Origin of the sequence: Shewanella sp. S23-S33, from assembly GCF_043359565.1 — a bacterium.
GTDB classification, from domain to species: Bacteria; Pseudomonadota; Gammaproteobacteria; order Enterobacterales; family Shewanellaceae; genus Shewanella; species Shewanella oncorhynchi.
In genome coordinates, this window is record NZ_JBHFFD010000061.1 from 90,899 (window position 1) to 117,444 (window position 26,546).

Consider the following 26,546-nt stretch of genomic DNA (forward strand, 5'->3'; position numbering starts at 1 on the left):
TATCCCGTTTGAATTGAACGATAAGTGACTCTTAATGAATGTTAAGGCTCATTTATTGGCTGTTTTAAAAATGAGCGGCTGATTTTAAAATGGGTTTAGTGTGTGAGCACAAACATAAATAACAATAACCCCTATGCTTTAGAGCTTAATTCTCTTCAAGGATAGAACATGAAGATTAAAACATTAGTCATAGGCTTAACGCTATGTAGCGGCTATGCCGCTGCCGCCGAGCCTTCTGACAAACAATCGATGAACGTTATGCCACAAGCTGCACAGTTATGTGTGTCTTGCCATGGGGCAGCGGGTGAGGGTATTGAACCACTCGGCCCTCGATTAGCGGGATTATCTAAAGAATATATCTCGATACAATTGCAGCATTTCCAAGCGGGCGTTCGCCAAAACGCGACCATGATGCCGATGGCAATGACACTCCAAGGTGACGGTATTGAGCAAGTGTCGAGCTATTTTTCTGCAAAGCCTGCCAATGACGTCAAGCCTGTTATCCGCGGTGAACAAGTTGTTTTTAATGACGATACCGCCCGTTTAGCCTATCAAGGTGATTGGTCCCGTGGTTTACCAGCCTGCGTGACCTGCCATGGTCCTTCTGCATTAGGTGGCGGCTTATTTCCTCGCTTAGCAGGTCAACAGGCGAGTTATATCAAAACGCAATTATTGGCATGGCAGTCGGGAACACGTAAAGGTGACGTCGATGGCATGATGGGGAGCGTCGCGAATAAGCTCACTGTCGCCGAGATTGATGCGTTAGCCAACTACTTTGCGAATTTAAAATAAGGAGCCGGCCATGAAATATTCCGCAATGTTATTACTGGCCGCGATGGGGTCGTTAACCGTTCAGGTGCAAGCTGAAACTGAGCCAGTACAAGAACGCCCAGATAAGCAAGCTCCGCTGCCTTCTTTCCCTAAGGTAGCAGATAAAACCTATCTTACCCCTAGACCTTTGAGTGCGATTCCCGAAGGCGCCTTTGGTGATAAAGTGCGTTTAGGTTATCAACTGTTTGTGAATACCCAACAGCTGCGTGATAAGTATGTGGGTAATGAGCTTAACTGTACCAATTGCCATATGGATGCAGGCCGTAAAGCCAATGCATCACCCCTCTGGGGCGCGTATTTTGCTTATCCGGCGTATCGTAAAAAAGACAATAAAGTCAGTAGCTTTGAAGAACGCATCCAAGGTTGTTTTAACTATTCGATGAATGGTAAAGCCCCCGCATCAAGTAGCCCTGAGTTAGTGGCGCTTTCTGCCTACGCTTATTGGTTAGGCATGGGCGGCTTGATGGATGAGGCTAATATCAGTGACCCTGTTCCTGAGATCAGTGATGCTGAGTTAGTCAAAGGTGCTAAGCGGGATGACTTCCCACTACCAGAGGCATTAGCTAAGGTGATGACAGTTGAGCAACGTGCTAACTTGCCGGGTCGAGCTTATCCTGAGATCCCAAAACCCGAACAAGCCTATTCACCTGAACGAGGTAAAGCCGTGTATGTCGCCCATTGCCAAACTTGCCATGGTGTTGATGGGCAAGGTCAAGCCATTGCCGGCGTGTATGCACTGCCGCCGCTGTGGGGATCTCAAAGTTATAACTGGGGAGCGGGAATGCACAGGGTCAATACTGCCGCATTTTTCATTTATGAAAACATGCCCTTTGGTAAGAGCATGCAGCTGACGAACCAACAGGCTTGGGATGTTGCCGCTTACATCAACTCCCACGAGCGTCCGCAGGACCCACGTAGCAAAGGTGATGTTAAGCAAGCGCAGGAGAAATACCACAATGACAGTGATTACTATGGTCTCACTGTTGATGGCAAAGTGTTAGGCACTGAGTCCTATCCGATTTTTCCTAAGAAGTCATAGTTGAGCCGCTGAGATTAAGTGCTCGTGTGATGTTATAAAGCGAGTAAATAAGTTAGACAGAAAAGCCAGTAAGCATTTAGCTTTGCTGGCTTTTTTATTGGTCAAATATGTGTTGGTCAATTCTACTGAGTGCTCTGTGATTTCAGGGTATTAATACTTAGTGGTTTAGCCCGCTAGTATCGGCTTGTCATGGTATTCGCTCACCGACACGCAGCCAGTCCATCCGTGGATGCTCGACCGCCCCGTCCATGGGGCGGACGGTCGCCTCGCAAATCACCATGACTCACCTTTCGAGCATTAGTGTCATCTGTTGATCTAAAGTACACAGAGAATTTAGCCATGGGTGGCTCATTAAACTATCTTGAGTGGGCAAAATATATCGGGGTGGGTTAACACTCCCTGTGTTTCATAATAAACTGATTTTCAAGTGTTTTACCAGGTTAAGCAAAGGTTTGTTACACCTTGCTGTATTTCTTTATTGATAGAAAATATCAACTGATTTGGAGAGTATTGAACTCTAATTTTTGGTGGATAACTATCTTTTCAGTTATCGTATGTAGCACGTCAAATTTATTAACAAGAGTTGACCTTGAATCCATTCAACCTACCAAGAGAAAGTTTTAACGCTAGACGAGATATACTGCTCTCTAGTTTGGAAAGTGTTATTACAGAGACTTCTAACTATATCTATAATGATTATCCAAACCTCGAAAAGCTTGAGCAAGCTGAGTCATTTTGTACGCATGAGTTAATGGAAGCTCCTACGGCAAGAGTCGATCACTTAGAAAAAGTAAGCATTTTCCCGTGGGTTGAAGCGGTACATGAGTTGGATAGTTGTTTGACGGTGATCTTTCAGGGCAACTACAAAAATGCTTTTGATTCTTTAAGGAGAGCTTTAGAACTCGTAGTAGCGGGCAGTTTTTTTGTCTTGGATAGTACTGAGTCAGAAAAGGCAAAAAAGTGGATGCATTCGGTTTCAGATAACGGTACACCAAATTTTAAGCGTGCGTTAAGTGCACTAAAAAAGGCAACTCCGCAGTATGACCAAGATAATGACGAGTCATGGACAGACGTTTTATTAGAGCATTATTGGGATATCTGTAATGTCATTCATGTAAACGGCTTGGAAAATAGCTTCAACATCATATCTCCAAGGTTTCGGCATATAAATGGAATGGGCGTCCCGCAATTTGATAAGAAAGCATGTAGCCAGAGTCTTTCTTACTACCTGAAAACAGTTGAATTAATAGCCCTTACGGTTGCATTAAGCAATCCTGTACTTTTAGTAGGTTTTGACATGGAGCGTAAATTTGGCATTAATCCACCAATGTCGGGGTTTTATAGTCCAGTCCAAGCTGAAAATTTAGCCTGCTTGATACCAGATAATTTTCAGAAGCTTATAGCTAGAATAAAAGAAACAGATACAAATATCAGTTCAATACAGCATTGGTATGACTCTCTGCCTGATATCACTGAAGAAGAATTAAACGCTCAATTTGAAAGACAGGATGAATTCTTTAAAGGATTCAAAAAGTCATAAAATTAACGTGATTTCAACTCGCCTTCCGTATTCACCGTGTGCGCATCTGTGAACCCTACTGCTATAACGCAGGAATGCGGTTCACTGAGCCAAATAAATATATCCAAATATCATTTAAGTTAGATAACTTGATGAGCACAAACTATTGAACAACAAAACAGGACACCCAATTTTAAAAAAATGGAAAGGACACAAATCTCTGGGATTTACAGGCAACACCAAAACTACAGAAGTTCACCATCCCCTGCGAAGTTGCCGCGGGGCGTTGGAATAAATTGCGTGAGTCCGGACATGGATGTCCGGCTAGCTTTCGCAGGTGCAGGGACGCATCCTTCGGAAGCGATAGCAATTTATCCATAAGACCAAGGCCAGTCTCTAATGCATGTAACTTCGCTAGGGGCGGCAAGGGAGATCCAAGAGGGAATTGCTGTCGATCCCCTCTTGGTCGGGTGTGGGTTGAAGACCCACGACTTTGATTTATCTCGGCCGTAAGGCCGCAATCAATATAGTATTGTGCTAAACAGCACCAATATTAGCCTGAGGGGTGAAGCCCCACGACTTTTTAACTAAAGCATTCAAACGTAGTTTGGAAAGTTTTAAAGTCTCACTTTGGTGCCAATCAATTAAGTTTGAGTTGCAAAAATCTATTATGATCTCCGCGCTATAACAACTTATCTTGCTATAAGGATTACCATGTCTCAGCCATTGGAAGAACCTAAGTTAGAAACTGCACAAATTTGCCCTTTGTGCCAAGGCGCGAATCAATGTGCTGTGATTGTTGGTAAGGGTATTGAGGACTGTTGGTGCGCTCTGCAAACATTTCCACCTTTGGTCGCCTTGCAAGCGCAAGCATTAGATTTGCCGCTAGGGGCAATCAACCATATTTTACCGTCTGCTGATTCGTGTATTTGCCAAGCTTGTTTAATCCAACTTAAGCAGGGGTTAAGTCTGGGGCAGCTTGCAGAGCAGGATGAAAAAAGCCCATCGAGTGTGAGCGATGGGCTAGGTTATGAGGTGAAATAGCGGGCTGAAGTAATGAGCTATCGATTTATGGTGTAATCCAGTTGCACAGTGGTTTGTGCCTCAACGGCTATACCATTTTCAAACTTGGGTGCGTAACGCCATTTATCTATCATTTTTAGCGTTTCTTTCTCAAAGAGAGCACCACCCTTAGAAGCTAAAATTTCAGGATTTTTGACGAAGCCATTTTCATCGACAGTAAATTTAAGCTGAACCCAGCCACTTTTACGTTGCTTAACATAGGACATTGGATAGTCTGGTACGATACGGAAAATAGGTTGTTGTTCCTGTGCGTCGGCCCAAGGACGCATTTTGCCGATAGCAATACAGTGGGCGGTGGACTCGTCACGCTTTCCTTGGCGCTCATAGAGTTCGACTAAATAAGCGTGGGCACTTAAGGCATAGGGATGGCTAAAGTTAAGGGCTTCAAACTGCTTAACGACTTCTAAAAGCAATGGAATCGCCTTGTCGTCATGCTTTTCTGCATACTCAACGGCACCCACCACATAGGTTGCCTTGACCCTGTCTATGGCGTTCTCTGGTAAAATCTCTTTATAAATATCATAGGCATCGAAGGCATAGCTTCTTACGCTTTTGGTGTATAGCTCTGTATTTGATAAACGGTTGAAGGCGGCCATTTTTACATCGGCGAGCAGTTTATTTTTATCGGATTTTTCAGCAATTGCGATAGCAGTAAGCAAATCATTTTTCGCATCTTTGGCTTCAACGGCGGTTTGTGCAGCACCCAGTAAGGGATCTATAAGCTCAAGCGCTTCTTTGCCATAATGAACTTTATAGTTAGCCAGAGCGAGTTGATACAACTCATTCGCCTTCGCCGTTTTTGGCAGATTATTTTCTGTAAATGGGTAAGGGGCGACTTGCTTTTCTATCGCCGCGGCCCAGTTCATGGCGAGGTTAGCTAAGTCGACGCTGTCTTTGGCATATTGAGCTTCGCCGAGTTGATAAGCGGCTTTTGCGCTTGCTTCAATATTTGCAGTATCGCCTTTTTCTACGGCGGCTTGATAGTCACTATAGGCTTTGGCAAAGCTATTTTCTGAGGCATGCACGCTAAGAGAAGTGCCTAAAGTGAGGGCAAGAAGACAGGCGATTGGCAGCATTTTTCCATGCGACATTCTATATATCCTTATTATTTATGAATTTAGATGATACATAGGTGTACATTTTGAGGCAAGTTAGTTTGGCTTTTGTTAATGATGCTTGTGGGGAATGCAGATAACTGAGCACTGAGATTGAAAATAAGCGAGCCCAGCTGAAACTGAGTTCGCTTATTTATCAGTGCCTTGTCGCTTTATAAGTCGCAATCACTTAGTTGTGAAAGTCACGGCGAACTGTCCAAGCGCGCCGTATTCAAATTTGCAGACCTGTGCCAATGGCAGATCAAGGACGCCAGCGTAAGAGCCTGTGATCACATATTGCCCTTGAGTTAAGCCAATGCCTTGGGCGGATAAAAAGTTAACTAACCAGTAGAGTCCCGCCTTAGGGAAACCGTTAGGATGAATGGCGGATTTTTGCAGTGTGTCGCTTTGCTGGTGCTCGTCATTGGCAATATCAACGCTGAGTTCAAAACAGCTCATTTCTAAACCTTTTTGCGGATTAAGCACAGGCCCTAACCACAGTCCTTGATTGACTAAGCCATCGGCGAGGGCATCAAAATGCGTCGCTTCACTGGGTGTGTGGTAGCGGCTTTTGATCAATTCCAAGGCTAAGCGTGTGTGGCCTAAGGCCTCGTCGATTTCAGCCTCTGTGTAAGGCGTGCTTCTTGGCGGTAAATCGCGAGCAATCTCGAAGGCGAGTTCGGGTTCGACTCGGGCCAGGCCTTTAGTCGATGGATAGAGTGGGCAAGTGGTCGATTGTTGATACACATCAGCTTGATAAATAGGCGCTACGACGGTTTTTTCCGCCGTGGGTACTAGGCATTTCCACGCCGCGATAGGATTGTTATCGCTTGCCTTAAATATTTCTGCTACGGCTTGTTGAATAGCGAAGGCCTGTTCGAAGCTGGTTGGCCTTAGTTCTGGGATCAGTAAATCGCCGCTCGTGCCTGCTGCGCGGCGCTCGGCTAATTCTTTGGCTGCGATATTAATATGCGTTTTAATTTGTTCGATCGTGGCGGTAGATAACATTAACTTTCCTATTTAAAGCGTTAGCTTAAAAAGAAGTGGCCTAGAGAGAGTGTGGCAGAAGCCATTTTTATGGGCCAAATATACTCGGTTATTGGCAATGCGGGAAATGCCAATGTTGGCTTTCGGGGTAAATCTGCTGCAGTTGAATCAAGAGTGCGGCCAATATTCAATTATCGTAAGATGCTGAAACTTGCCTCACATAAGTGTCAGCTAAAGTATCCAAGCTAACGCGAATCTTTCCATGATTCGCCGCTAGATATTGTGTTGGCTCAGTGCCAGAATGGCTGTCCATTTTGCGGTTTCTACTGGACTCCTCCGTGAACCTTAGCCATAACGCCCCTCAGGCAAATAATCATGCTCAGCTTGGGCTCCTATTCATCTCAGTTGCGGTTTTATTTTGGGGCATGTTACCTATAGCATTAAAGCTCTCGGCGGCCTTTATCGATCCCGTGACTCTTACTTGGTTTCGTTTTCTGGTCGCGCTTTTAGTCAGTATAGTGATCCAATGGAGCGCAGGTAGTCTTAAGCAATTTGCAGCACTTGATGCCAAAGTTTGGTTAAGGTTAGTGCTTGCTGGCATCTTCTTGATGCTCAATTATGTGTCTTTTGTTTACTCACTCGATTACCTCGCACCGGGCGCCGCCCAACTGAATTTCCAGACTTCGCCCTTTTTCCTCGCGTTTGGTGGTGTGTTGTTTTTTAAGGAACGGCTTAATGCAGTGCAACTCAGCTGTTTTGCAACCTTAGCTTTAGGTATGTTGATGTTTTTCCATCCTAATTTAAATTTTTCTGGGGCTAATAATCATCAGGTTTGGATTGGGGTGATGATCATCCAGTTCTCGGCACTGTCGTGGACTAGCTATGCCTTATTACAAAAATCCTTACTGAATCGTTTGTCGCCCGCGAACGTGCTCTTAGTGATCTATGGCTTAGGTATTTTCGTAATGGCTCCCTTTAGCGACTTTAGTCAGTTTGTTAGTATGGACAGCTTCGATTGGCAGATAGCACTGTTTTGCGCCGCCAATACCTTGATCGCCTATGGCTGTTTTGGCCAGTCGATGAAGTACTGGCCGACGGCGCAGGTCAGTGCCATGTTGGCCCTAACGCCAGTATTTAGCTTTAGTGCCACGGCGTTAGTGGTGAGCCTTGGCTGGTGGCCAGAAGTATTCCGCGCTGATGAATTAGATGGTTTATCTCTGCTGGGGATTGGCGTGATTATTGTCTCTGTGATGGTGGTGCAATTGCTGCCTATGTACCGTAATCGTCAGGCGAAGCGTTTGCAGGCTGTCTAACGCATACATTTTATCTATGGGAAAGGTCAGTGATCACTAGACTCAGCGAATTAAAACTTCAGGATATCCGTGGGGTCATCTTCGATCTCGACGGCACCTTAGCGCATTCTAATCCCGATTTTGCAGGGCTGCGGCGTGAGTTGGGGATTCATTCTGGTACGGATATCTTGGCCCATGTCGAGAGTCTTAGTACTGATGAAGCACGTGCTCAAGCGTTAGAAATCGTCCATGAGTACGAAAGACAAAGTTCACTCAAGGCCAGTTGGATTGATGGCGCTAGGGAGCTTATCGAATGCCTACGGGCCAAGTCACTGCCCTTGGCTATTTTGACTCGCAATATGCCAGAAGCGGCGCAAATCACTATCGATAAACTCGGCATAGATATCGCACTAGTATTAACGCGCTATGATGCGCAGCCTAAACCGCATCCCGAAGGTATTCATCTTATTTGCCAGCAGTGGCAACTCGCGCCCGCAGAGATCTTGTATGTGGGCGATTATCTGTTTGATCTGCAAACTGCGCGCAATGCGGGTAGTCACTGTGCCCTCTATTGTCCTGAAATTATTCCCGATTATGCCCACAACGCCGATATGCTCGTTACTTGCTACCATAGCTTTATTGAAGCATGGACAGTTGGCAACTAGGCATTGTTTTGGGCCGTGACTGCATCTTGCTTATCTTGTTTTAGTCCCAAGCGCACGCTATCTAATAAGGCAATCAGCCAGCAGAGGATAAATCCATACATCAGCTTGTCCGCACCATCACGAATGGTTGCCGTGGTTTGCTTGGTCACTTCGGCTGTAATCACGCCTATATCCAGCGGCAAAACGCCAGTTTGAATATCAAGCGAGATAAGCTGCGCTACTTGCATGACTTGTTGCAGCAACAGGCCGAGACTCAGTATTGCCAGTACAAAAAACACTAGGGCGCTGCGTTTATGTTGCAGATAGAAATGGCCGCTGCCAGGGGCGACGAAGGCGGATAATAGTCCAGCGGTAAGGGCTTTTTTCATGGGAGTCGATTACTTATACCATTAAACTCTTTGGAGATTAGACACTAAGCTTTATCTTTGTTAAAGGCAAACTAAGACAAAATCAAGCCAACAAAAAAGGAGCCTAGGCTCCTTTTTTAGTCTCTAGCTTAAGCTAGATTAGTCTTCACGTGGTTTACGTGGCTTACGCTCACCGGCAGGTTTGTCTGCACGTGGTTTGCGGTCAGCAAATGGCTTGTCACCAGTAGACGCAGCGCGAGGCTTACGATCACCCGATGGGCGGTCACCTGTTGGACGATCGCCACGTGGTTTACGGTCACCAGCAGGGCGGTCTGAACGAGCACTACGGCCTGAATCAACAAATACTTGATCGCCAGCTTCGCGGATGTTCAATGGCTTGCCACAAACACGTACTTTACGTAGGTGCTGTAACACGTCTTTTGGCATGCCGTCTGGCAGGTCAACAGTGGTCACTGCATCGTAAAGTTGGATTGCGCCAATGTAACGGCTGTCGATGTTAGCTTCGTTCGCGATAGCGCCAACGATGTTACCCACACCTACACCATTCTCACGACCTACGTCGATCACGTAACGGCACATTTTTAAATCTGGGTTGTCTTTCAACGCTTCAGCTGAGCCTAAGCTTGCTGGCATTGGACGCGGTTCGCGGCTTCTGCGTTCGCCACGCTCACCACCACGGTCATTACGATCACTTCCGCGGTCGCTACGTTCAGTGCGCTCACTGCGTTCATCACGAACACGTTCTTGAATTGCTGGCAATTGCAAAGGACGTTCTTGTTGAACTTGCTGTAACAATGCTGCGGCTAGCAGATCGGTATCGACTTCTAACTGTTGGCATAATTGAGCAACAGCTTCTTTCATGAAATCTAAATCGCCGTTGATTGTTTCAGCCAATTGCTCACCTAAGCGAGACAGACGACGTTCTGCAACAGTCTCTGGGCTTGGGATTTTCATTGGTGAAATGCGGCTGTTAGTTGAGCGTTCGATAGTGCGCAGCATGCGCATTTCACGGCTAGTTACAAACAGGATCGCCATACCAGTACGGCCAGCACGGCCTGTACGACCAATACGGTGTACATAAGCTTCGGCATCATACGGAATATCGTAGTTCACAACGTGACCGATACGCTCAACGTCAAGACCACGGGCCGCAACGTCAGTCGCGATCAGAATGTCTAACTTGCCACGTTTCAGTTGGTCAACTGCACGCTCACGGGCTTGCTGGTTCATGTCACCGTGTAGTGGTGATGAAGCATAACCGCGGGCTTCTAACTTCTCAGCTAACTCAACACATGAGTTACGAGTACGGACGAATATGATTACACCTTCAGTGTTTTCAACTTCTAATACACGTACTAAGGCTTCAAGTTTGTTGTGTTGTGATACTTGTACGAAACGCTGTTCGATTGACTCAACCGTAGTTTGGCTTGATTCGATACGAACATGTACAGGATTACGTAAGTGCTGGTTAGCAACACGCTTAATTTGCTCTGGCATAGTGGCAGAGAATAACGCCAGTTGGCGTTCGCTTGGCGTGTGCTCAAGGATCCATTCGATATCATCGATGAAGCCCATTTTTAACATTTCATCGGCTTCATCTAGCACTAAAGCTTGTAATGAGTCGAGTTTCAAGGTGCCGCGACGCATATGGTCCATAACACGACCTGGCGTACCAACGATAACTTGTGGGCCGCGTTTCAGGGCATTCAACTGTTGTTGCATGCTTTGGCCGCCATAAATTGGAAGAACGTGGAAATTCTTCATAAATTTGGCATAGCTACTGAACGCTTCGGCAACCTGCACGGCTAATTCACGTGTTGGTGCTAATACTAAAATTTGCGGTGTCGTTTGGCTGGTAACTTTGTTTAATAGTGGTAACGCGAAGGCGCCAGTTTTACCTGTACCTGTTTGCGCTTGACCTAAAATATCTTTGCCAGCCATAAGTGGATCGATACTGGCTGATTGGATTGGCGTTGGTTTTTCATAACCTAGCTCGTCAAGAGCACGCAACAAATTCTCGGATAGGCCGAGTTCACGGAAAGTTCTTTCATCGGATGACATTGGGTTGTAGCCTTGTGGATGCGCGCGCGAAATGGCGCTAAAGTTTCACAGACAGAAAATCAACCCCGTGTCGATTTCCCGCGAACGACGGATTATAGCAGCATGGCGGCCACTTTACCAATCAGAGTCACGCTATTTAACCTGTTTTCTGCATTTTTTTCGCTAAAACTGAGCAAGAAACGCGCCACTTCCCATTAATTCTTTAAATATTCAACATTTAATTGAAGTAACTCGAATGCTGACTCTGTCACTGCCGCAAGAAAAGTGATGTCGATTGTCGCGACGGTATCCTCTGGTGTGTGATATTGGGGATGGGTCGGCACACCAAAATACAGCCAAGGGATATTCGCTTTGTGGAAGGGGTAATGATCCGACGCCCGCAGCCAATCGGTACTTTGTATGCTTCGACCAACGGGTTTAGGGTGCGTGAGCTTAATGCAAAGTCGGTTCTGTTGATTCAGTAGGGGTTTAAATTGATTGAACTGAGTGAAGTTTCGACTGCCTTCGAGGTAAATCCCATAGGGCCTGCCGGGGTGACTCACCATATCTAAATTCAACATCAGCTCAAAAGTCGCTTCTGGCAGGCGGGTTTTGAGTTGCTCTACCAAGGCGATACTGCCATAGAGACCGGGTTCTTCGGCATCGGTTGCCACAAACATCAGGTTTACCTTAGGCAAGGTATTGGGTTGTAGGGCAAATTGCTGTTGCCAATGTTTGGCAATGGCGAGCATAGCAGCGACGCCGGAGGCGTTATCATCGGCGCCGTGGTAAATCTTGCTGCCGCTCATGCCTAAGTGATCATAGTGGGCGACGATAATGCGCCATCGATTTGTCGGCTCTGTCGCCATCGCGGTGGCGACCACGTTGGCGCCGTTTTCTTGGGTGAAGAAGGTTTTATATTCAAAGGGCACGATAAAGTCCGCTCCCCAAGGCTGTAAACCTAGCCCCTGAAATTGCTGCTTTATATAGTCACGACTTTTTGCCGCACCTTGGGTTTGGGTTTTGCGGCCTTCAAATTCATCCGAACTTAATACTGTGACTGTCGCTTGTAACTCTGTGGGCTCGGCCCAAGTGAGTTTTAGCTCTGTGCGTGCACAGGTTTCGGCTGAGTTAGCGCAGCCAGTGAGGGTCGTTGTAACAACGCAGGCCAGTGCTAATAAGCCAAGTCTTTGGGATTGATGTCTTATAAGGTGCGTGATCTTGAACTTGGCGAGCAGCTGACCGATACGACTGTGGTTGAATAGAGTCGATGCGCTTAGGTTTATGTCGCTTAGGTTTTTACTTAAAAGTGATTGATATTGCCTCGGTAACATAAGGTGAGTCACTGGGGACTGAGTGCTATCACGCATGGACATTCCTTATCGCTGAAGCCTTCGCCAGAAGATGAATATCATCTTTGCCTAAATCCGATTCTAATTCAATGAGATCTATATGTATGCGATAGCTTAAGCATATTGGATTGCTGAGAGAAAAAAAGCGCAGTGCTTAGGGCGACTGCGCTTCTATTATTCAGACCAACGGCGGCGTGAGCCGAATGTTAAGCCTTAGCTTTATTGGCCTTTGCCAGCTCGATATCCCGTTTTAGCAGTGGCTTTAAGAAGCGTGCCGTGTGGGAGGTTGGATGCTCGGCGACTTCTTCCGGCGTGCCTGTGGCTAAAATCATACCGCCACCACCGCCGCCTTCTGGGCCTAAGTCGATAATCCAGTCTGCGGTTTTGATCACATCCAGATTATGCTCAATCACCACAATCGTGTTGCCGTGGGATTTGAGACGATGCAACACGTCGAGCAGCAATTGAATATCGGCAAAATGTAAGCCCGTGGTCGGTTCATCCAAGATATACAAGGTTTGGCCCGTGTCACGCTTAGACAGCTCTTTGGCAAGTTTCACCCTTTGGGCTTCACCGCCCGAAAGTGTGGTCGCACTTTGGCCGAGACGCACATAGGACAAACCCACATCCATCAAGGTTTGTAGCTTACGGGCAATGGCAGGTACGGCATCGAAGAACTGACGCGCATCTTCCACTGTCATCTGCAGTACTTCGTGAATATTCTTGCCTTTATAGCGTACTTCTAAGGTTTCGCGGTTGTAGCGCTTACCTTTACAAGAATCACAGGGCACATACACATCGGGTAGGAAGTGCATTTCGACCTTGATCAAGCCATCGCCTTGGCAGGCCTCGCAGCGTCCACCTTTTACGTTAAAGGAGAAACGGCCGACCTGATAACCGCGAGTCCGCGACTCTTGGGTTCCGGCAAAAATCTCGCGAATTGGGGTGAAGATGCCGGTATAAGTGGCCGGATTTGAGCGCGGTGTGCGGCCAATCGGGCTTTGGTCGATATCGACCACTTTGTCGCACAGTTCCATCCCTTCGATACGGTCATAGGGTGATGGCTCATCCACCGTCGCTCCGTTGAGCATTCTATGGGCGATCTTGAAGAAGGTATCGTTGATTAAGGTTGATTTACCCGAACCTGATACACCCGTCACACAGGTGAATAGGCCAATGGGAATGGTTAAATCCACATTACGCAAGTTGTTGCCGCGTGCGCCAAACAACTCAATCACTTGAGTTTTGTCGAACGGAATGCGCGGTGTATCGATATGAATGCAGCGCTTACCAGAAATATATTGTCCGGTAACTGACTCTTCACAGGCGATGATTTTCTCAATTGGGCCGTCGCAAATCACTTCGCCGCCGTGTACGCCAGCACCAGGGCCGATATCGATCACGTGATCCGCCATACGGATCGCATCTTCGTCATGCTCAACCACAATCACAGTGTTGCCCAAATCCCGCAGGTGGATCAGGGTTTGCAGCAGACGTTCGTTATCCCTTTGATGCAGGCCGATTGAGGGTTCGTCGAGCACATACATCACGCCGACGAGTCCGGCGCCAATTTGGCTGGCGAGTCGAATACGTTGGGCTTCACCGCCGGAGAGGGTTTCTGCCGAGCGCGATAGGCTCAAATAATTGAGACCCACGTTGACGAGGAAGCCTAAGCGATCGCGGATTTCCTTTAAAATCTTCTCGGCAATCTGCGCCTTTTGGCCGCTAAATTCGACTTTCTCGAAGTAGTCCAAGGCTTCGCCAATCGACCAAGTGGTGAGTTGTGGCAGGTTGATATCACCTAAAAACACGTTACGTGCTTCTTCGCGCAGACGCGAACCACCACAGCTTTGACAAGCTTGGGTATTGATAAACTTGGCTAATTCGTCACGTACCGAGTTGCTTTCGGTTTCGCGATAGCGTCTGTCCATGTTGTTTAGAATGCCTTCGAAGGGGTGATTACGCACCACCACATCACCGCGGTCATTAATGTATTTAAAGGCAATACTTTCTTTACCTGAGCCGTAAAGTACGATTTTGCGGACTTTTTCGCTAAGCTGCTCGTAGGGCACTTCGACATCGAACTTATAATGTTCGGCGAGTGAGCTGAGCATTTGGAAGTAATAGAAGTTGCGCCTATCCCAGCCGCGAATCGCACCGCCCGCCAGTGACAGCTCGGTATTGGTGATCACTCGTTCAGGATCGAAAAATTGTTGTACCCCTAAACCATCACAGGTTTGGCACGCGCCGGCGGGATTGTTAAAGGAGAAGATCCTTGGCTCTAATTCCGCCATCGAATAACCGCAGTGCGGGCAGGCAAAGTTGGCCGAGAAGATCAGTTCTTCGCCTTTGGATTTACCAGTACCCGTGTCGTCTTCCATGCTGGCAACGGTCGCTATGCCGCCGGAGAGTTCCAGCGCGGTTTCAAAGGATTCCGCTAAGCGTTGCTTGATATCGTCACGCACTTTAAAACGGTCTACGACCACTTCAATCGTGTGTTTAACGTGTAAGTCTAAGGTTGGCGGATCGGTTAAGTCACACACTTCACCGTCGATACGCGCGCGGATATAACCCTGTGCCGATAGACCTTCGAGCAATTTAACGTGTTCACCCTTACGGGCGTTGACCACAGGTGCGAGCAGCATCAAGCGGCTGTCTTGGGGCATTTCTAACACTTTATCGACCATCTGGCTGACGGTTTGTGCCGCCAAGGGTTGATTGTGTGTCGGACAACGCGGCTCACCCACGCGTGCAAACATCAAGCGCAGGTAATCGTAAATTTCGGTAATCGTGCCCACGGTCGAACGTGGGTTATGGGAGGTGGATTTTTGCTCTATGGATATCGCCGGGCTTAAGCCTTCGATATGGTCCACATCGGGCTTTTCCATTAAACTCAAAAATTGGCGAGCATAGGCAGATAGGGACTCGACATAACGTCGCTGGCCCTCGGCATATAAAGTATCGAAAGCGAGGGAGGATTTGCCAGATCCCGATAAGCCCGTGATGACAATCAGTTTATCCCTTGGGATAGTCAGGTTGATATTCTTGAGATTGTGGGTGCGTGCGCCGCGTATTTCAATCTTATCCATCTATCGCTCTAATGCCATATGCTTAAAAAAATGAGCACAAGTATCGCACAGTTCCGCCGCTGAGTTTAGTTGATTCTGTGATCTGCACCAATCCTAGGGCTGGCACTGGCTTTAAGTCGACCTGCTTCGCGGGATGTTGTGGATGGAATGGATTAACTAAGATTAATACTGTTGTTGCGCACTGACTCACAGGACAATTGTGAACACTATGTTAGACTCATTCCCCTGTGCCTGAGCGTTAAAAATAAAGATGTTAACTCAGACACAGTCAATATAGGTCCGTGATTAACGGGATAAAAGCTAAGTGTATAGTCAGTGGTTTAGGCCACTATTTCCTTTTGAGCAAATCCTTTTGGGTGTGGTAACATGCGCCCCTTAAAAGACTTCAATCCAGGGCAAAATCATGGGTAACAACGGACTTTCGGGTACTGAGAAAAAAGTCGCGTTTTCTTTAGCCAGTGTATTTGGTTTGCGCATGATGGGCTTGTTTATGATCATGCCCGTCTTTGCACTTTATGGTCAGCATCTCGAAGGCTTTTCGCCTCTGTGGGTGGGTATTGCTATCGGCGCCTATGGCCTGACTCAAGCCGTGCTGCAAATCCCCATGGGGATTTTATCTGACAAATATGGTCGCAAGCCGATTATTCTCGGTGGCTTAGTGTTGTTTGCTATTGGTAGTGTTATCGCTGCTAACGCAGATACGATTTATGGCGTTGTCTTTGGTCGAGCTGTACAGGGTATGGGCGCGATTGCCGCTGCCGTGCTGGCGCTTGCCGCGGATTTAACCCGCGACGAGCAGCGCACTAAGGTGATGGCGATTATTGGCATGTGTATCGGGTTATCTTTTGCCCTGTCTTTGCTAATGGGGCCTATCGTCGCGCAACATCTTGGGTTGACTGGATTGTTTTGGTTAACGGCGGTATTTGCTATTGTCGGTATGCTGTTGATCCAGTTTTTAGTGCCTAATCCCATCACTCAGGCGCCGAAGGGAGACACTTTAGCAACGCCCGCTAAGCTCAAACGTATGTTCCTCGAGCCGCAATTATTTAGGCTTAACGCTGGGATTTTTATCCTGCATTTAGTGCTCACCGCAGTATTTGTGGCACTACCGCTGGATCTGGTGGATGCGGGTCTAGTGAAAGAAAAACATTGGATGCTGTATTTCCCCGCTTTTGTGGGCGCATTTATTTTGATGGTGCCGTTAATCATCATAGGGGTTAAACGCAAAAATACTAAGGCGATGTTCCAAATTGCCCTCGTGATCATGATAGTGGCATTGCTGTCGATGGCCGCATTTGCGAGCAATCTTTGGGTATTGAGTTTTGCCGTGGTGCTTTTTTTTACTGGGTTTAACTATTTAGAAGCCTCACTGCCAAGTTTGATTGCCAAATTTTGCCCCGTCGGCGAAAAAGGTTCGGCTATGGGCGTGTATTCAACTAGCCAGTTTTTAGGGGCTTTTTGTGGTGGTATGCTCGGTGGCGGTGCTTTCCAGCTCGTGGGCGCAGTCGGGGTATTTGTTGTTGCCGTGATCTTAATGTCTATTTGGTTATTCCTGACATTAGGCATGCAAAATCCTGTGTTGTTAAAGAGTTACACCTTAGAAGCTGAAGTGAAAGACAAGGCGCAAGCGCGCGATATGGCAACCCAGTTATCCCAATTAATGGGCGTTGTTGAAGCCATAGTCGTGCTGGACGAGAAAGTGGCTTATCTCAAGGTAGACGAGCATTTCGATTTAAGAGAAGCACGAGCTGTGTTAGGCTCTGCTCAATAATATCTGGTCTGCCGTGTGGTATTTGGGGAAGCTGATTTTCCTCTATGGCAATAAAGATAAACAACATACTGAATTAATAGATTATTTAAAGAATCGCAGGAGATTTCAATGGCCAGTCGTGGTGTTAACAAGGTAATTTTGGTTGGCAATTTGGGACAAGATCCAGAAGTGCGTTATATGCCAAACGGTAATGCAGTCGCAAACATCACAGTAGCGACTAGCGAATCGTGGAAAGACCAACAGGGTCAACAGCAAGAGCGTACTGAATGGCACCGTGTGGTTCTGTTCGGCAAATTAGCTGAAATTACCGGTGAATACCTGCGTAAAGGTTCACAGGTTTACCTTGAAGGTAAACTGCAAACTCGTAAGTGGAAAGACCAAAGTGGTCAAGACCGCTACAGCACTGAAGTGGTTATCGACCAAAGCGGTAGCATGCAAATGCTAGGTAGCCGTGGTCAAGGTGGACAAGCACAAGGCGCGCCAATGGGCGGCATGCCACAAAACGCAGGTTATCAATCTGCACCACAACAAGCCGCGCCTGCGCAAAATCAATATGCGCCAGCGCCTCAAGCTGCACCTGCTTACCAAGCGCCAGCTCAGCAACAATATGCTCCGCCAGCTCCTGCCCAGCAGCAAGGTTATGGTCAGCCACAGGCTCAACAACCACAACAAGGTGGTTATGCGCCTAAGCAACAAGCCGCTCCAGCGCCAGCTTATCAAGCGCCTGCAGCACCAGCACAGCGTCCAGCGCCACAACCACAGCAAAACTTCACTCCAGATTTGGATGATGGCTGGGATGACGATATTCCATTCTAATTTGGAACGTATCGAAGCATAAAGACGGTATCGTCTTAAATAAGCAAAGCCACGCGAGTCGTGGCTTTGTTGTTTCTTGTCTTTATGCTTTTAAGTTTTGTGCTTTGAGGCCGTGGGCGAGGTTGCTAAATCTTTCACCTCGCTTGCTCACATAACGATACGTTTGAGATAGAAACTTAGAACGTATAATCGAAGTTATAACGCATGCCTAGCATGATCTGGTCATTGGTTTCGCGGTATTCAAAATCTGTTTTTTGATATTCGATGAAGGTGCTGAATTTCGGTGTTTTATGCCATTCCAGCGTAGTGTTATAGGCATTGTATTTCGCGGAGGTGATGTCATTGTCGCCATCGTCATATCTGGACACGCCTAGCTTGATTTTATAGCTGTCAGTGATGGGATAGCTTGCAACTACATCCAGTGTTGAACCATCCAATGTGGTGCCATCGACGCTGTCTTTTTCAATGTTTTGGTAGGCTGCGGCGAGGAACAGAGAATTGAAATTTTTCGCTAGGGTTACACCGAATGTATTTTCATCCTTGTTGTCTTCTAACTCTTTATTATAAAAAGCTGCGGCAATGTAGATGAAGTCGGTTTTATAACGGATACCTGTGTTAACGAAGTCACTGCCGCCACTGCCTTTATTGCCGTCGAATTGTGCATCGGCCGAAAATAACAGGTCGCCAAACTCTTTACGATAGGTCACGAGATTATTGAGCCTGAATGGGCTCGCACTGTCATAGGCCAGAGGCGTTCCTGAGCGGTTAAATATATCAACGGGATCGGAAATCATTTCCTGCGTGACGGCTTGTTTACCTATGGCAACGCTACCAAAAAATCCCTTTAATCCGACATAGGCTTTGCGCGCATCGCCAAAGTCACCGTCATCTTTGATATCGACCTTAAATTCCCCTTTCGCAAAACCGACTAAGCCATTACCGAGTTGGTGCTCTGCAGCAAAACCAATCCGCGAGTTTGCATCGCCTACATCCCACACATCGTCCGAGTTAGTGTGGGTCAGGCCGAAGGTTGGGCGTAAAGAACCATAAAAATTAAACTGGGTATCCGATGGCACTGATGGCTCATTTTCTTGAGCTTCGAGCATGGCGAGTCTCTGCTGAATTTGTTGTAACTCAGTGCGTAATTCGTCATTGGTTTCTGCTGTATTATTGGCTTGAACGGCAAAGATAGGTGTGGCAAAGCTCAGCACAAGTATGGCTGATGTAAGTTTAGACGGTTTCATTTATGTTTCCTTACATAACAACTACTCGCGTTACGCTAATGGATTTTGTTGCCGATTGAGCTGTATCGCTAGTAGTAAGGAGCTGCACTTGTGATAGTGCTGGGGAGGCGCCTAACTAAGAAAATTAGGCTTCGTAACTCAGCAGCTGACAGATAAAACGTGTCAGCTGGTTTTGGAAAGGTGCAATCCTATCCATCCCGCCAAAACAGCGGGATGTTAGAGGGAGGATTAGAGTATGCTTGCGGCCATTTTTCGGCGCAGGTAAGCGATTTGCTGCATGTGCGGCAAATCTTTGGGGCAGTTATCTTGGCAGCCGAGTAGCGTCATACAACCGAACACGCCATCTTGATTGCCAATCACATGGTAGAAATCATCCGCGCTGCGGCTGTCTCTGCTATCCATTTCAAAGCGGGCAATTTTCATCATGCCAACCGCGCCGACAAAGGTGTCACGCATTTGTTTGGTGGCGCAGGCCGACACACAAACGCCACATTCGACACAGCGTTCTAGCTCATAGATCCGCGCGGCTTCTTCGGGTGCCATTGGATTTTCGAGACGATGAATGTCCTGATCATCGGGTCTAGGGTGCAGCCACAGTTTTAAGCGTTCGGCTAATTCACGCATAAATTTACCCGTGTTCACCGATAAGTCGCCAATCAGCTCGAAGCCAGGTAGCGGCATGAGGGTGATTTCACCATTGGGATAATTTGCCGTTAACGTGCGACAGGCAAGCGTGGGGAAACCATTGATCACCATGGCGCAACTGCCACAGATGCCCGCGCGGCAGACAAAGTCGAACTGCAATGAAGGGTCTTGTAGCTCACGTAGTTGATTTAAGGCGATAAATACTGTCATGCCCGGTGTTTCAGTCAACTGATAACGTTCCATCTTTGGCTTGTCTTGGCCATCTTGCGGATCGTAGCGAAAGATATTAAAGCTGATTTGACGGCTCATAGTGGTTTGTTTCCTACCGGTTGGGCTGGAGTGATCGCTAAGGTATCGCTGAGGCGTTCATTAGGAGCCTGCAGGTGGCTTGGCAGCTCGTATGGCATCAGGGCTCGCTGCAGTGTGTCTCTATCGGGGTCATTACCTAAGCTCGCGAGCACTTGATTGATTTCTTGTACGCGTTTTTCGGTATCTGGATGGGCGATAGTATTGTCGTTACCGTAGCCTCGGTATCCCGGTGGTAGCTCCATTTTCATCACATCTAAAGCTTCATAACGCAGTACTGGTTCCAGTGATTCGGCATCAGGCCAAGTTGCCAGCGTGCGGTTGAGCCAATCTTTATCATTGCGTTGTGGGTAATCTTCCCGTGAATGGGCGCCGCGGCTTTCAGTGCGAGCCTCTGCGCCACAGGCGACGGTTAGGGCCACTTTCAACATACGGGTGACGCGCAGCGCTTCGACTAACTCAGGATTGGAGTGACGTTTTTTACATTTAAGGCCAAGATTTTTTGCCCGCAGCAGTAAGTCTTTCAAGCCTTTAATGGCTTTATCTAACTCGGGTCCATTACGGAAGATCCCGACGTAGTTCATCATGATGCGTTGCATTTCTTTCTTTATTTGGAAGGGGTTTTCTGTACCGCTGCCTTCGACCAGCCCATCGATTTCTTGCTGTAACTTATCGATGAATTTTTGAGTCAGCGCAGTATCAATTTCTAAGTCGTTATTCTCACAAAAATCAGCCACATATTTGCCGATGATCATGCCGCCGACCACAGTTTCTGCCACCGAATTACCGCCTAAACGGTTAAAGCCATGCATATCCCAACAGGCCGCTTCTCCGACGCTGAACAGCCCCTTGAGTTGTGGACTCTCGCCGGTGGCATTGGTGCGCACGCCGCCCATAGAGTAATGTTGGGTAGGGCGGACGGGGATCCAATCTTTACAAGGATCGATACCGAGGAAGTAATCACAAATCTCTTTCACTTCGCGCAGGTTGGTTTCGATATGCTCACGGCCCAGCTGCGTAATATCCAGCCACAGATGCGGACCATAAGGGCTTTCGACGCCATTGCCTTTGCGCATGTGCTCTGTCATGCGGCGGGAAACCACATCGCGGGAGGCGAGTTCTTTTTTCTCTGGCTCGTAATCTGGCATAAAGCGATGACCGTCTTTATCGCGCAGAATACCGCCATCACCACGACACCCTTCAGTGGTAAGAATCCCCGCGGGCACTATGGCGGTGGGGTGAAACTGCACCGCTTCCATATTGCCTAAGGTGGCCACACCTGTGTCGAGTGCTAACGCTTGGCCTATGCCTTCGCAGATGGTGGCATTGGTTGATATTTCATAAATCTTGCCATAACCGCCGGTGGCGATAGTGGTGGATTTGGCCACATAAGCGCGCAGTTCACCTGTGACTAAGCAGCGGGCAATGACTCCATGGCAGCGCTTGCCGTCATGGATCAGCGACAGGGCTTCAATCCGTTCATGTACTGGAATGCCCATAGAAATAGCTTGGTTATCCACTGCATACAGCAAAGAATGGCCAGTGCCGTCGGCTGTGTAACAGGTACGCCATTTTTTAGTGCCACCAAAATCGCGGGCATTGATCAGGCCGTGAGCTTCTTCAGCCTCATTGAGCGTTACCCTTTGCGCGTTCATGATGACTTCACGCGGGCCGGCAGATATTCTCGACCAAGGTACGCCCCAGTTGGTGAGTTCGCGGATCGCTTTCGGTGCAACGTGGGCAAACATGCGTGCGACGTCTTGATCGCAGCCCCAGTCAGAACCTTTGACTGTGTCTTGAAAGTGAATGTCTTCGTTATCGCCCATGCCTTTAACGGTATTGCCTAGGCTGGCTTGCATTCCGCCCTGTGCGGCGGCCGAATGTGAACGTTTTGCGGGAATTAACGATAGCACTAAGGTATCTAGGCCTCGCTCTTTGGTGGCAATCGCGACTCTAAGGCCTGCCAATCCTGCGCCAATGACTAATGAGTCTGTATAAATGATTTTCAAATCAGATCCTTATCTAATAATTTAGATAACATTTCATGGATTTATCATTGCGCTCCTCGGGCATAGATGCGCTGCAACTATGTATCAGAGGAGGATCCGTATGTTGTTTGTCTTGCTATACAGGCCAGGTGCGCCGATAGCGTCATGCCCATTACTGAGGAATAAACGGTTGTACTGGCAAAACTAATTCGATACCAATATTGATATAGGTCACTAGGCTTAATGTGCCTAAACACAATAAATAGACGATCAATATTTGCGCTATAGTGCGGATAAGTGGACGGTTACTACTCACACCCCACTTTAATATCACTCGGTATAAACCAACGATGCCGTGGAATAACACGATAGGTAAAAACACCACGTATAAGAGCCAAGCGTTATCATGGTAAACCCGTTCGGCCGAAAGGTGAGGGCCAATATCAGGGTTTAAAATCATAGTGGCAAGATGGGCTGACACTAAGAAAAACAGTAAGAAACCAGTGATCATCTGCCAGAACCATGCTTGGGTATCTCTATGCTTGATAGTCGACATGAAGCCACGCATCGCTCGCCATTGGCCTAATTGCACTGGAAAACGACGTAATGCGGTGGCGGCATGTATTGCAACAATCACGAGCATAATGACTGAAATGATCTGGGTCACTATGGGGAAGCCATGACCCGTCGAGCTAAACATACTGCCTTCTAAGAATTGCACCATGTGAAAGAAGGTTTCTTTACCAAATAAAATGCTCGCCTCGAAATGCATATGAAATAAGAGGAAAATACCTAATATAAGCCCTGTCACACTTTGTAAGCAGTCTGCTTTAGCCGACCAAGCTTGGCCAAATGGTCCGCCGTTAATGGCGGTAGGAACACGCGTTTTTGCTGACATTAATTCACCTCTTACTCGATTTGCTATGGCGTGAATGTACCTGCATCACGCCAAAACAAAGTCTATAGATACAGATTAAAAGAAGAGGGTTAATCCATTTGTAGGCATTAGCCCTGAGAGCACTTAGGGTAAAATTGAGCTACAGCATCATGCCGCCAAACAGGAAGGCTAATGCCACACTGGTGGCAATCGTCACAACGCCAGGGACCAGGAACGGATGGTTAAATACCGCCTTACCAATCCGTGTCGAGCCGGTATCATCCATCTCGACCGCAGCCAGTAGCGTGGGGTAAGTCGGTAATACAAACAGCGCGCTGACGGCGGCGAAAGAGGCTACGGCTGTCAATGGACTTACACCAATCGCCAAGGCTGCGGGCATTAGCGCTTTTGTTGTCGCGCCTTGGGAGTAGAGCAGCATGGAGGCAAAGAATAAGGTTACCGATAATAACCAAGGCTGACTTTGCAGTAAGGTGCCGGCAAGATCTTTGATTTCCTCGATATGATTCGACACTAAGGTATCGCCTAACCAAGCCACACCTAACACACAAACACAGGCGGACATGCCTGATTTAAAGGTGGCCGCATTGGAGATTTCACTTGCGTCTAACTTACAGAAAATCGTAATAGCGGCAGCTGCCGTGAGCATCAGCACCATAATGGCGGCGTCGCGTGGCAATACAGGGTCAACAATCAAACCGACTTTGTCTGATATCGCAGTGGCATAGGCCATGACAGCCGCAATCGCTAGCAAGAAAATCATCACAGATCGTTTCGCGCCGGCTTTAATTTTGATCTCAGTTTTACCGCGTGTTTTAACTAAACCTTTGGCTAAGCGTTCTTGATAGACAGGATCATCGGCCAGTTCTTTACCCATTAAGTTGGCAACAACGGCTCCGACCATGCAGGCGAGGAAAGTTGAGGGAATACAAACGGCTAACAGTACTAAATAATCTACGCCAAACGGCTCTAAGATACCTGAGAAGAACACGACAGCCGCTGAAATCGGTGAGGCGGTAATGGCGACTTGAGATGCGACAACGGCAATAGATAAGGGACGAGAGGGGCGAATGCCTTGCTCTTTTGCGACTTCGGCAATAACAGGTAAGGTGGAGAATGCTGTGTGGCCTGTACCCGCAAAAAGTGTCATGAAATAGGTGACGACAGGGGCCAGAAAGGTGATTTGTTTGGGATGCTTACGTAATAATTTTTCTGCCAGTGAGACTAAATAATCCATCCCTCCAGACACTTGCATGGCCGCGATTGCGGTGATAACTGACATAATGATGAGGATCACGTCAATCGGGATATTGCCCGGTTTGAGTCCCATCCCCGCGGTCAGTATCAGTACCCCGACACCGCCAGCGAAGCCGACTCCCATGCTACCCATCCTTGCACCAAGGTAAATAGCCCCGAGGACGATAATTATCTCTAATATAATCATAGTGTTAACTCTATTTTATTTTTAATTTCAATAGCCTACGCATGTTCACTCTGCGCAGGCTTATTCTTGAATCATCGAGTTGTGGGCTGGGGAAGGCTCCCCAGCCCCACTGAGTTACACTTTGGCTTTGCTAGTATTGCGTTTAGCCTGATATTTAGGATTCATCAGGTTTTCAACTGAGAGAATGTCATCGAGTTCTTCAACCGTTAACAAACCGCGTTCGAGTACCACTTCACGGACATTTTTACCCGTTTGGGCGCAAATCTTGCCTATGATGTCACCTTCATGGTGGCCGATGATTGGGTTAAGGTAGGTCACGATCCCGATAGAGTTCATCACATGGGCCATGCAGATCTCTGGATTGGCTGTGATACCTTCAACGCATTTTTCACGCAGGGAGATACAGGCATTGCCCATCAAACTGAGCGACTCAAACATCGCCTGTCCAATCACAGGTTCCATTACGTTAAGCTGTAATTGGCCAGCTTCGGCAGCCATAGTGATAGTGATATCGTTGCCGACAATCTTAAAGGCAACCTGATTGACGACCTCAGGGATCACAGGGTTAACCTTGGCTGGCATGATGGAGGAACCCGCTTGCAGCTCAGGAAGATTAATCTCCTTCAGACCTGTACGTGGACCCGATGAAAGTAAGCGTAGGTCGTTACAAATCTTGGACATTTTAATCGCCATACGCTTAATTGCACTGTGCAGCATAACGTAGGCACCACAATCGGATGTCGCTTCGATTAAATCTTCCGCTGGCACATAGGCGCGGCCAGTAATGTCTGCCAGATACTTAATGGCTAATGCGGAATAACCGATAGGCGTATTGAGCCCTGTACCAATGGCGGTTGCGCCTAAGTTCACTTCTAACAACAGCTCTTGGCAACGCTTGATGGACTTAATTTCTTCTCGCAATGTAACAGCAAAGGCATGAAACTCTTGGCCTAAGGTCATAGGCACGGCATCTTGCAATTGAGTGCGGCCCATTTTTAAGACGGTTTTAAACTCTGTGGCTTTAGTGTCGAAAGCGCTGATAAGGTCGGTTAATGCATCTAACAGAATATCGGTACTGTTGATGACCGCAATACGGAAACCTGTTGGATAGGCATCGTTAGTCGATTGGCATTTATTGACATGGTCATTAGGATTGATGACATCGTAACGGCCTTTTTCTAGCCCCATGATCTCCAGTGCAACGTTGGCTAATACCTCATTGGTATTCATGTTGACTGAAGTGCCTGCGCCTCCTTGATAAACATCGACCGGAAATTGATCAACAAATCGACCCGTTGTGAGTATTAGATCGCACGCTTCAATAATTTTGTCAGCGATTTCAGGACTTACAGCGCCTAATTCACTGTTAGCCATGGCAGCGGCTTTTTTTGTTAGCATCATGCCACGGACTAATTCAGGTACATCGGAAATTTTTTGATTACTCAGCTTAAAGTTTTCGATGGCACGCAATGTATGTATGCCATAATAAAATTCATTGGAAACTTCTTTCGTGCCCAATAAATCTTCTTCGATCCGTACGCTATTAGTATCTTTCATTTCGATCCTATTAAATCCAATTAATAGTAAGATATATCTCCGAGTATTGAGTTGTGGATGTGTACAATAAGTATACGTAACACATCAAGAATAACTCATCGAAAACATGAAGGAGAATCGTCTCCTTGACTATCGAAGTAGATCTTAACGCTTTGGCAATAACAGGATTAGGATGGTGATCACTTAACTGTTTGAAATAGTGTATTTCTTTTGTTTCTTAGATAAGTCTCTCAACTCGGATCACTAGTGTGAGCCATTACTTTTTGATGCAAATTAGCTATAGATTTGTTATTCGTTAACCAATCGGCGACATATTTATTCAAGTGTTTTTAAATTTAAATAAACCATACGATATTTAATTGTCACCGCGTCAATAGCGAATAATCATTGATTAGTTAAATCTACTCAATAATAAATGCATGGTGCTTTCCTTAAAGTTTAAATAATCAATTAGATAACGCTAAATCTGTTATTTCATTTTAGTGAGAGCTATCACAGTGAGGCTTAGACAATAGTGCACA

20 protein-coding genes are annotated in these 26,546 nt (G+C 47.1%); 8 read left to right on the plus strand and 12 right to left on the minus strand.

The annotated features are described in order from the left end of the window. The first annotated feature begins 168 nt into the window (after positions 1-168). The 4 genes from ACHA99_RS16425 to ACHA99_RS16440 all read left to right on the plus strand — a co-directional run bounded on the left by ACHA99_RS16425 (position 169) and on the right by ACHA99_RS16440 (position 4,433). Positions 169-792, plus strand: coding sequence for a c-type cytochrome (locus ACHA99_RS16425; RefSeq protein ID WP_263167726.1), 624 nt, complete (start codon positions 169-171; stop codon positions 790-792). Positions 793-802: 10 nt separating this feature from the next. Continuing rightward, positions 803-1,870: a c-type cytochrome gene (locus ACHA99_RS16430; RefSeq protein ID WP_393943881.1), complete on the plus strand. Its 1,068-nt coding sequence runs from the start codon at positions 803-805 to the stop codon at positions 1,868-1,870. A 589-nt stretch (positions 1,871-2,459) separates the two neighbouring features. Further along, on the plus strand, positions 2,460-3,410 hold the full coding sequence (locus tag ACHA99_RS16435) for a hypothetical protein (protein ID WP_393943883.1): 951 nt from the start codon (positions 2,460-2,462) through the stop codon (positions 3,408-3,410). Between the two features lie 693 nt (positions 3,411-4,103). Then, positions 4,104-4,433 (plus strand): cysteine-rich CWC family protein, encoded by a 330-nt coding sequence (locus ACHA99_RS16440; RefSeq protein ID WP_393943885.1) that lies wholly within the window; start codon positions 4,104-4,106, stop codon positions 4,431-4,433. A gap of 17 nt (positions 4,434-4,450) precedes the next feature. On the opposite strand, the gene ACHA99_RS16445 is transcribed toward ACHA99_RS16440, so the two are convergent. Together ACHA99_RS16445 and ACHA99_RS16450 are read right to left on the minus strand one after the other, a co-directional pair. Further along, positions 4,451-5,563, minus strand: coding sequence for an energy transducer TonB (locus ACHA99_RS16445; RefSeq protein WP_393943887.1), 1,113 nt, complete (start codon positions 5,561-5,563; stop codon positions 4,451-4,453). A gap of 189 nt (positions 5,564-5,752) precedes the next feature. Then, the gene (locus ACHA99_RS16450) at positions 5,753-6,574 is read right to left on the minus strand and encodes a hydratase (RefSeq protein ID WP_393943889.1); all 822 of its coding nucleotides are present in this window, start codon (positions 6,572-6,574) and stop codon (positions 5,753-5,755) included. A 317-nt stretch (positions 6,575-6,891) separates the two neighbouring features. Between ACHA99_RS16450 and ACHA99_RS16455 the strand changes: the two genes are divergently transcribed. Both ACHA99_RS16455 and ACHA99_RS16460 read left to right on the plus strand, forming a co-directional pair. After that, positions 6,892-7,866 (plus strand): DMT family transporter, encoded by a 975-nt coding sequence (locus ACHA99_RS16455; RefSeq protein WP_168825611.1) that lies wholly within the window; start codon positions 6,892-6,894, stop codon positions 7,864-7,866. 29 nt (positions 7,867-7,895) lie between these two features. Then, complete coding sequence (locus ACHA99_RS16460; protein ID WP_393943891.1) at positions 7,896-8,510, plus strand: HAD family hydrolase; 615 nt, start codon at positions 7,896-7,898, stop codon at positions 8,508-8,510. Here the strand turns inward: ACHA99_RS16460 and ACHA99_RS16465 are convergent. The 4 genes from ACHA99_RS16465 to uvrA form a co-directional block, all read right to left on the minus strand. Next, positions 8,507-8,878, minus strand: a complete 372-nt coding sequence (locus ACHA99_RS16465) for a DUF6677 family protein (RefSeq protein ID WP_393943893.1) — start codon at positions 8,876-8,878, stop codon at positions 8,507-8,509. The two genes, ACHA99_RS16460 and ACHA99_RS16465, sit on opposite strands and share 4 nt — an antisense overlap. 138 nt (positions 8,879-9,016) lie before the next feature. Then, positions 9,017-10,939, minus strand: a complete 1,923-nt coding sequence (locus tag ACHA99_RS16470) for a DEAD/DEAH box helicase (protein ID WP_393943895.1) — start codon at positions 10,937-10,939, stop codon at positions 9,017-9,019. Positions 10,940-11,133: 194 nt separating this feature from the next. Next, complete coding sequence (locus ACHA99_RS16475; protein ID WP_393943897.1) at positions 11,134-12,288, minus strand: M28 family peptidase; 1,155 nt, start codon at positions 12,286-12,288, stop codon at positions 11,134-11,136. Between the two features lie 188 nt (positions 12,289-12,476). After that, positions 12,477-15,359 (minus strand): excinuclease ABC subunit UvrA, encoded by a 2,883-nt coding sequence (gene uvrA, locus ACHA99_RS16480; protein WP_113940035.1) that lies wholly within the window; start codon positions 15,357-15,359, stop codon positions 12,477-12,479. Positions 15,360-15,762: 403 nt separating this feature from the next. On the opposite strand from uvrA, the gene ACHA99_RS16485 reads away from it, so the two are divergent. Together ACHA99_RS16485 and ssb are read left to right on the plus strand one after the other, a co-directional pair. After that, complete coding sequence (locus ACHA99_RS16485; RefSeq protein ID WP_263148696.1) at positions 15,763-17,130, plus strand: MFS transporter; 1,368 nt, start codon at positions 15,763-15,765, stop codon at positions 17,128-17,130. Between the two features lie 108 nt (positions 17,131-17,238). Beyond that, positions 17,239-17,946 (plus strand): single-stranded DNA-binding protein, encoded by a 708-nt coding sequence (ssb, locus tag ACHA99_RS16490; protein WP_168825597.1) that lies wholly within the window; start codon positions 17,239-17,241, stop codon positions 17,944-17,946. 176 nt (positions 17,947-18,122) lie between these two features. Here ssb and ACHA99_RS16495 read toward each other — a convergent pair whose 3' ends face one another. From ACHA99_RS16495 to aspA, 6 genes are all read right to left on the minus strand, one after another. Next, positions 18,123-19,190, minus strand: coding sequence for a porin (locus ACHA99_RS16495; RefSeq protein WP_105251337.1), 1,068 nt, complete (start codon positions 19,188-19,190; stop codon positions 18,123-18,125). A 228-nt stretch (positions 19,191-19,418) separates the two neighbouring features. Beyond that, positions 19,419-20,144 (minus strand): fumarate reductase iron-sulfur subunit, encoded by a 726-nt coding sequence (locus ACHA99_RS16500; protein ID WP_113940031.1) that lies wholly within the window; start codon positions 20,142-20,144, stop codon positions 19,419-19,421. Continuing rightward, on the minus strand, positions 20,141-22,150 hold the full coding sequence (locus tag ACHA99_RS16505; RefSeq protein WP_393943901.1) for a fumarate reductase flavoprotein subunit: 2,010 nt from the start codon (positions 22,148-22,150) through the stop codon (positions 20,141-20,143). Before ACHA99_RS16505 ends, ACHA99_RS16500 begins: the two co-directional genes overlap by 4 nt. A gap of 151 nt (positions 22,151-22,301) precedes the next feature. Beyond that, positions 22,302-23,027 (minus strand): fumarate reductase cytochrome b subunit, encoded by a 726-nt coding sequence (locus tag ACHA99_RS16510; protein WP_212600103.1) that lies wholly within the window; start codon positions 23,025-23,027, stop codon positions 22,302-22,304. 139 nt (positions 23,028-23,166) lie between these two features. Beyond that, a complete protein-coding gene (locus ACHA99_RS16515) occupies positions 23,167-24,468 on the minus strand; it encodes an anaerobic C4-dicarboxylate transporter (protein ID WP_105251341.1) in 1,302 nt (433 codons plus the stop codon). Between the two features lie 114 nt (positions 24,469-24,582). Continuing rightward, on the minus strand, positions 24,583-26,025 hold the full coding sequence (gene aspA / locus ACHA99_RS16520) for an aspartate ammonia-lyase (RefSeq protein ID WP_393943903.1): 1,443 nt from the start codon (positions 26,023-26,025) through the stop codon (positions 24,583-24,585). Positions 26,026-26,546 lie beyond the last annotated feature (521 nt).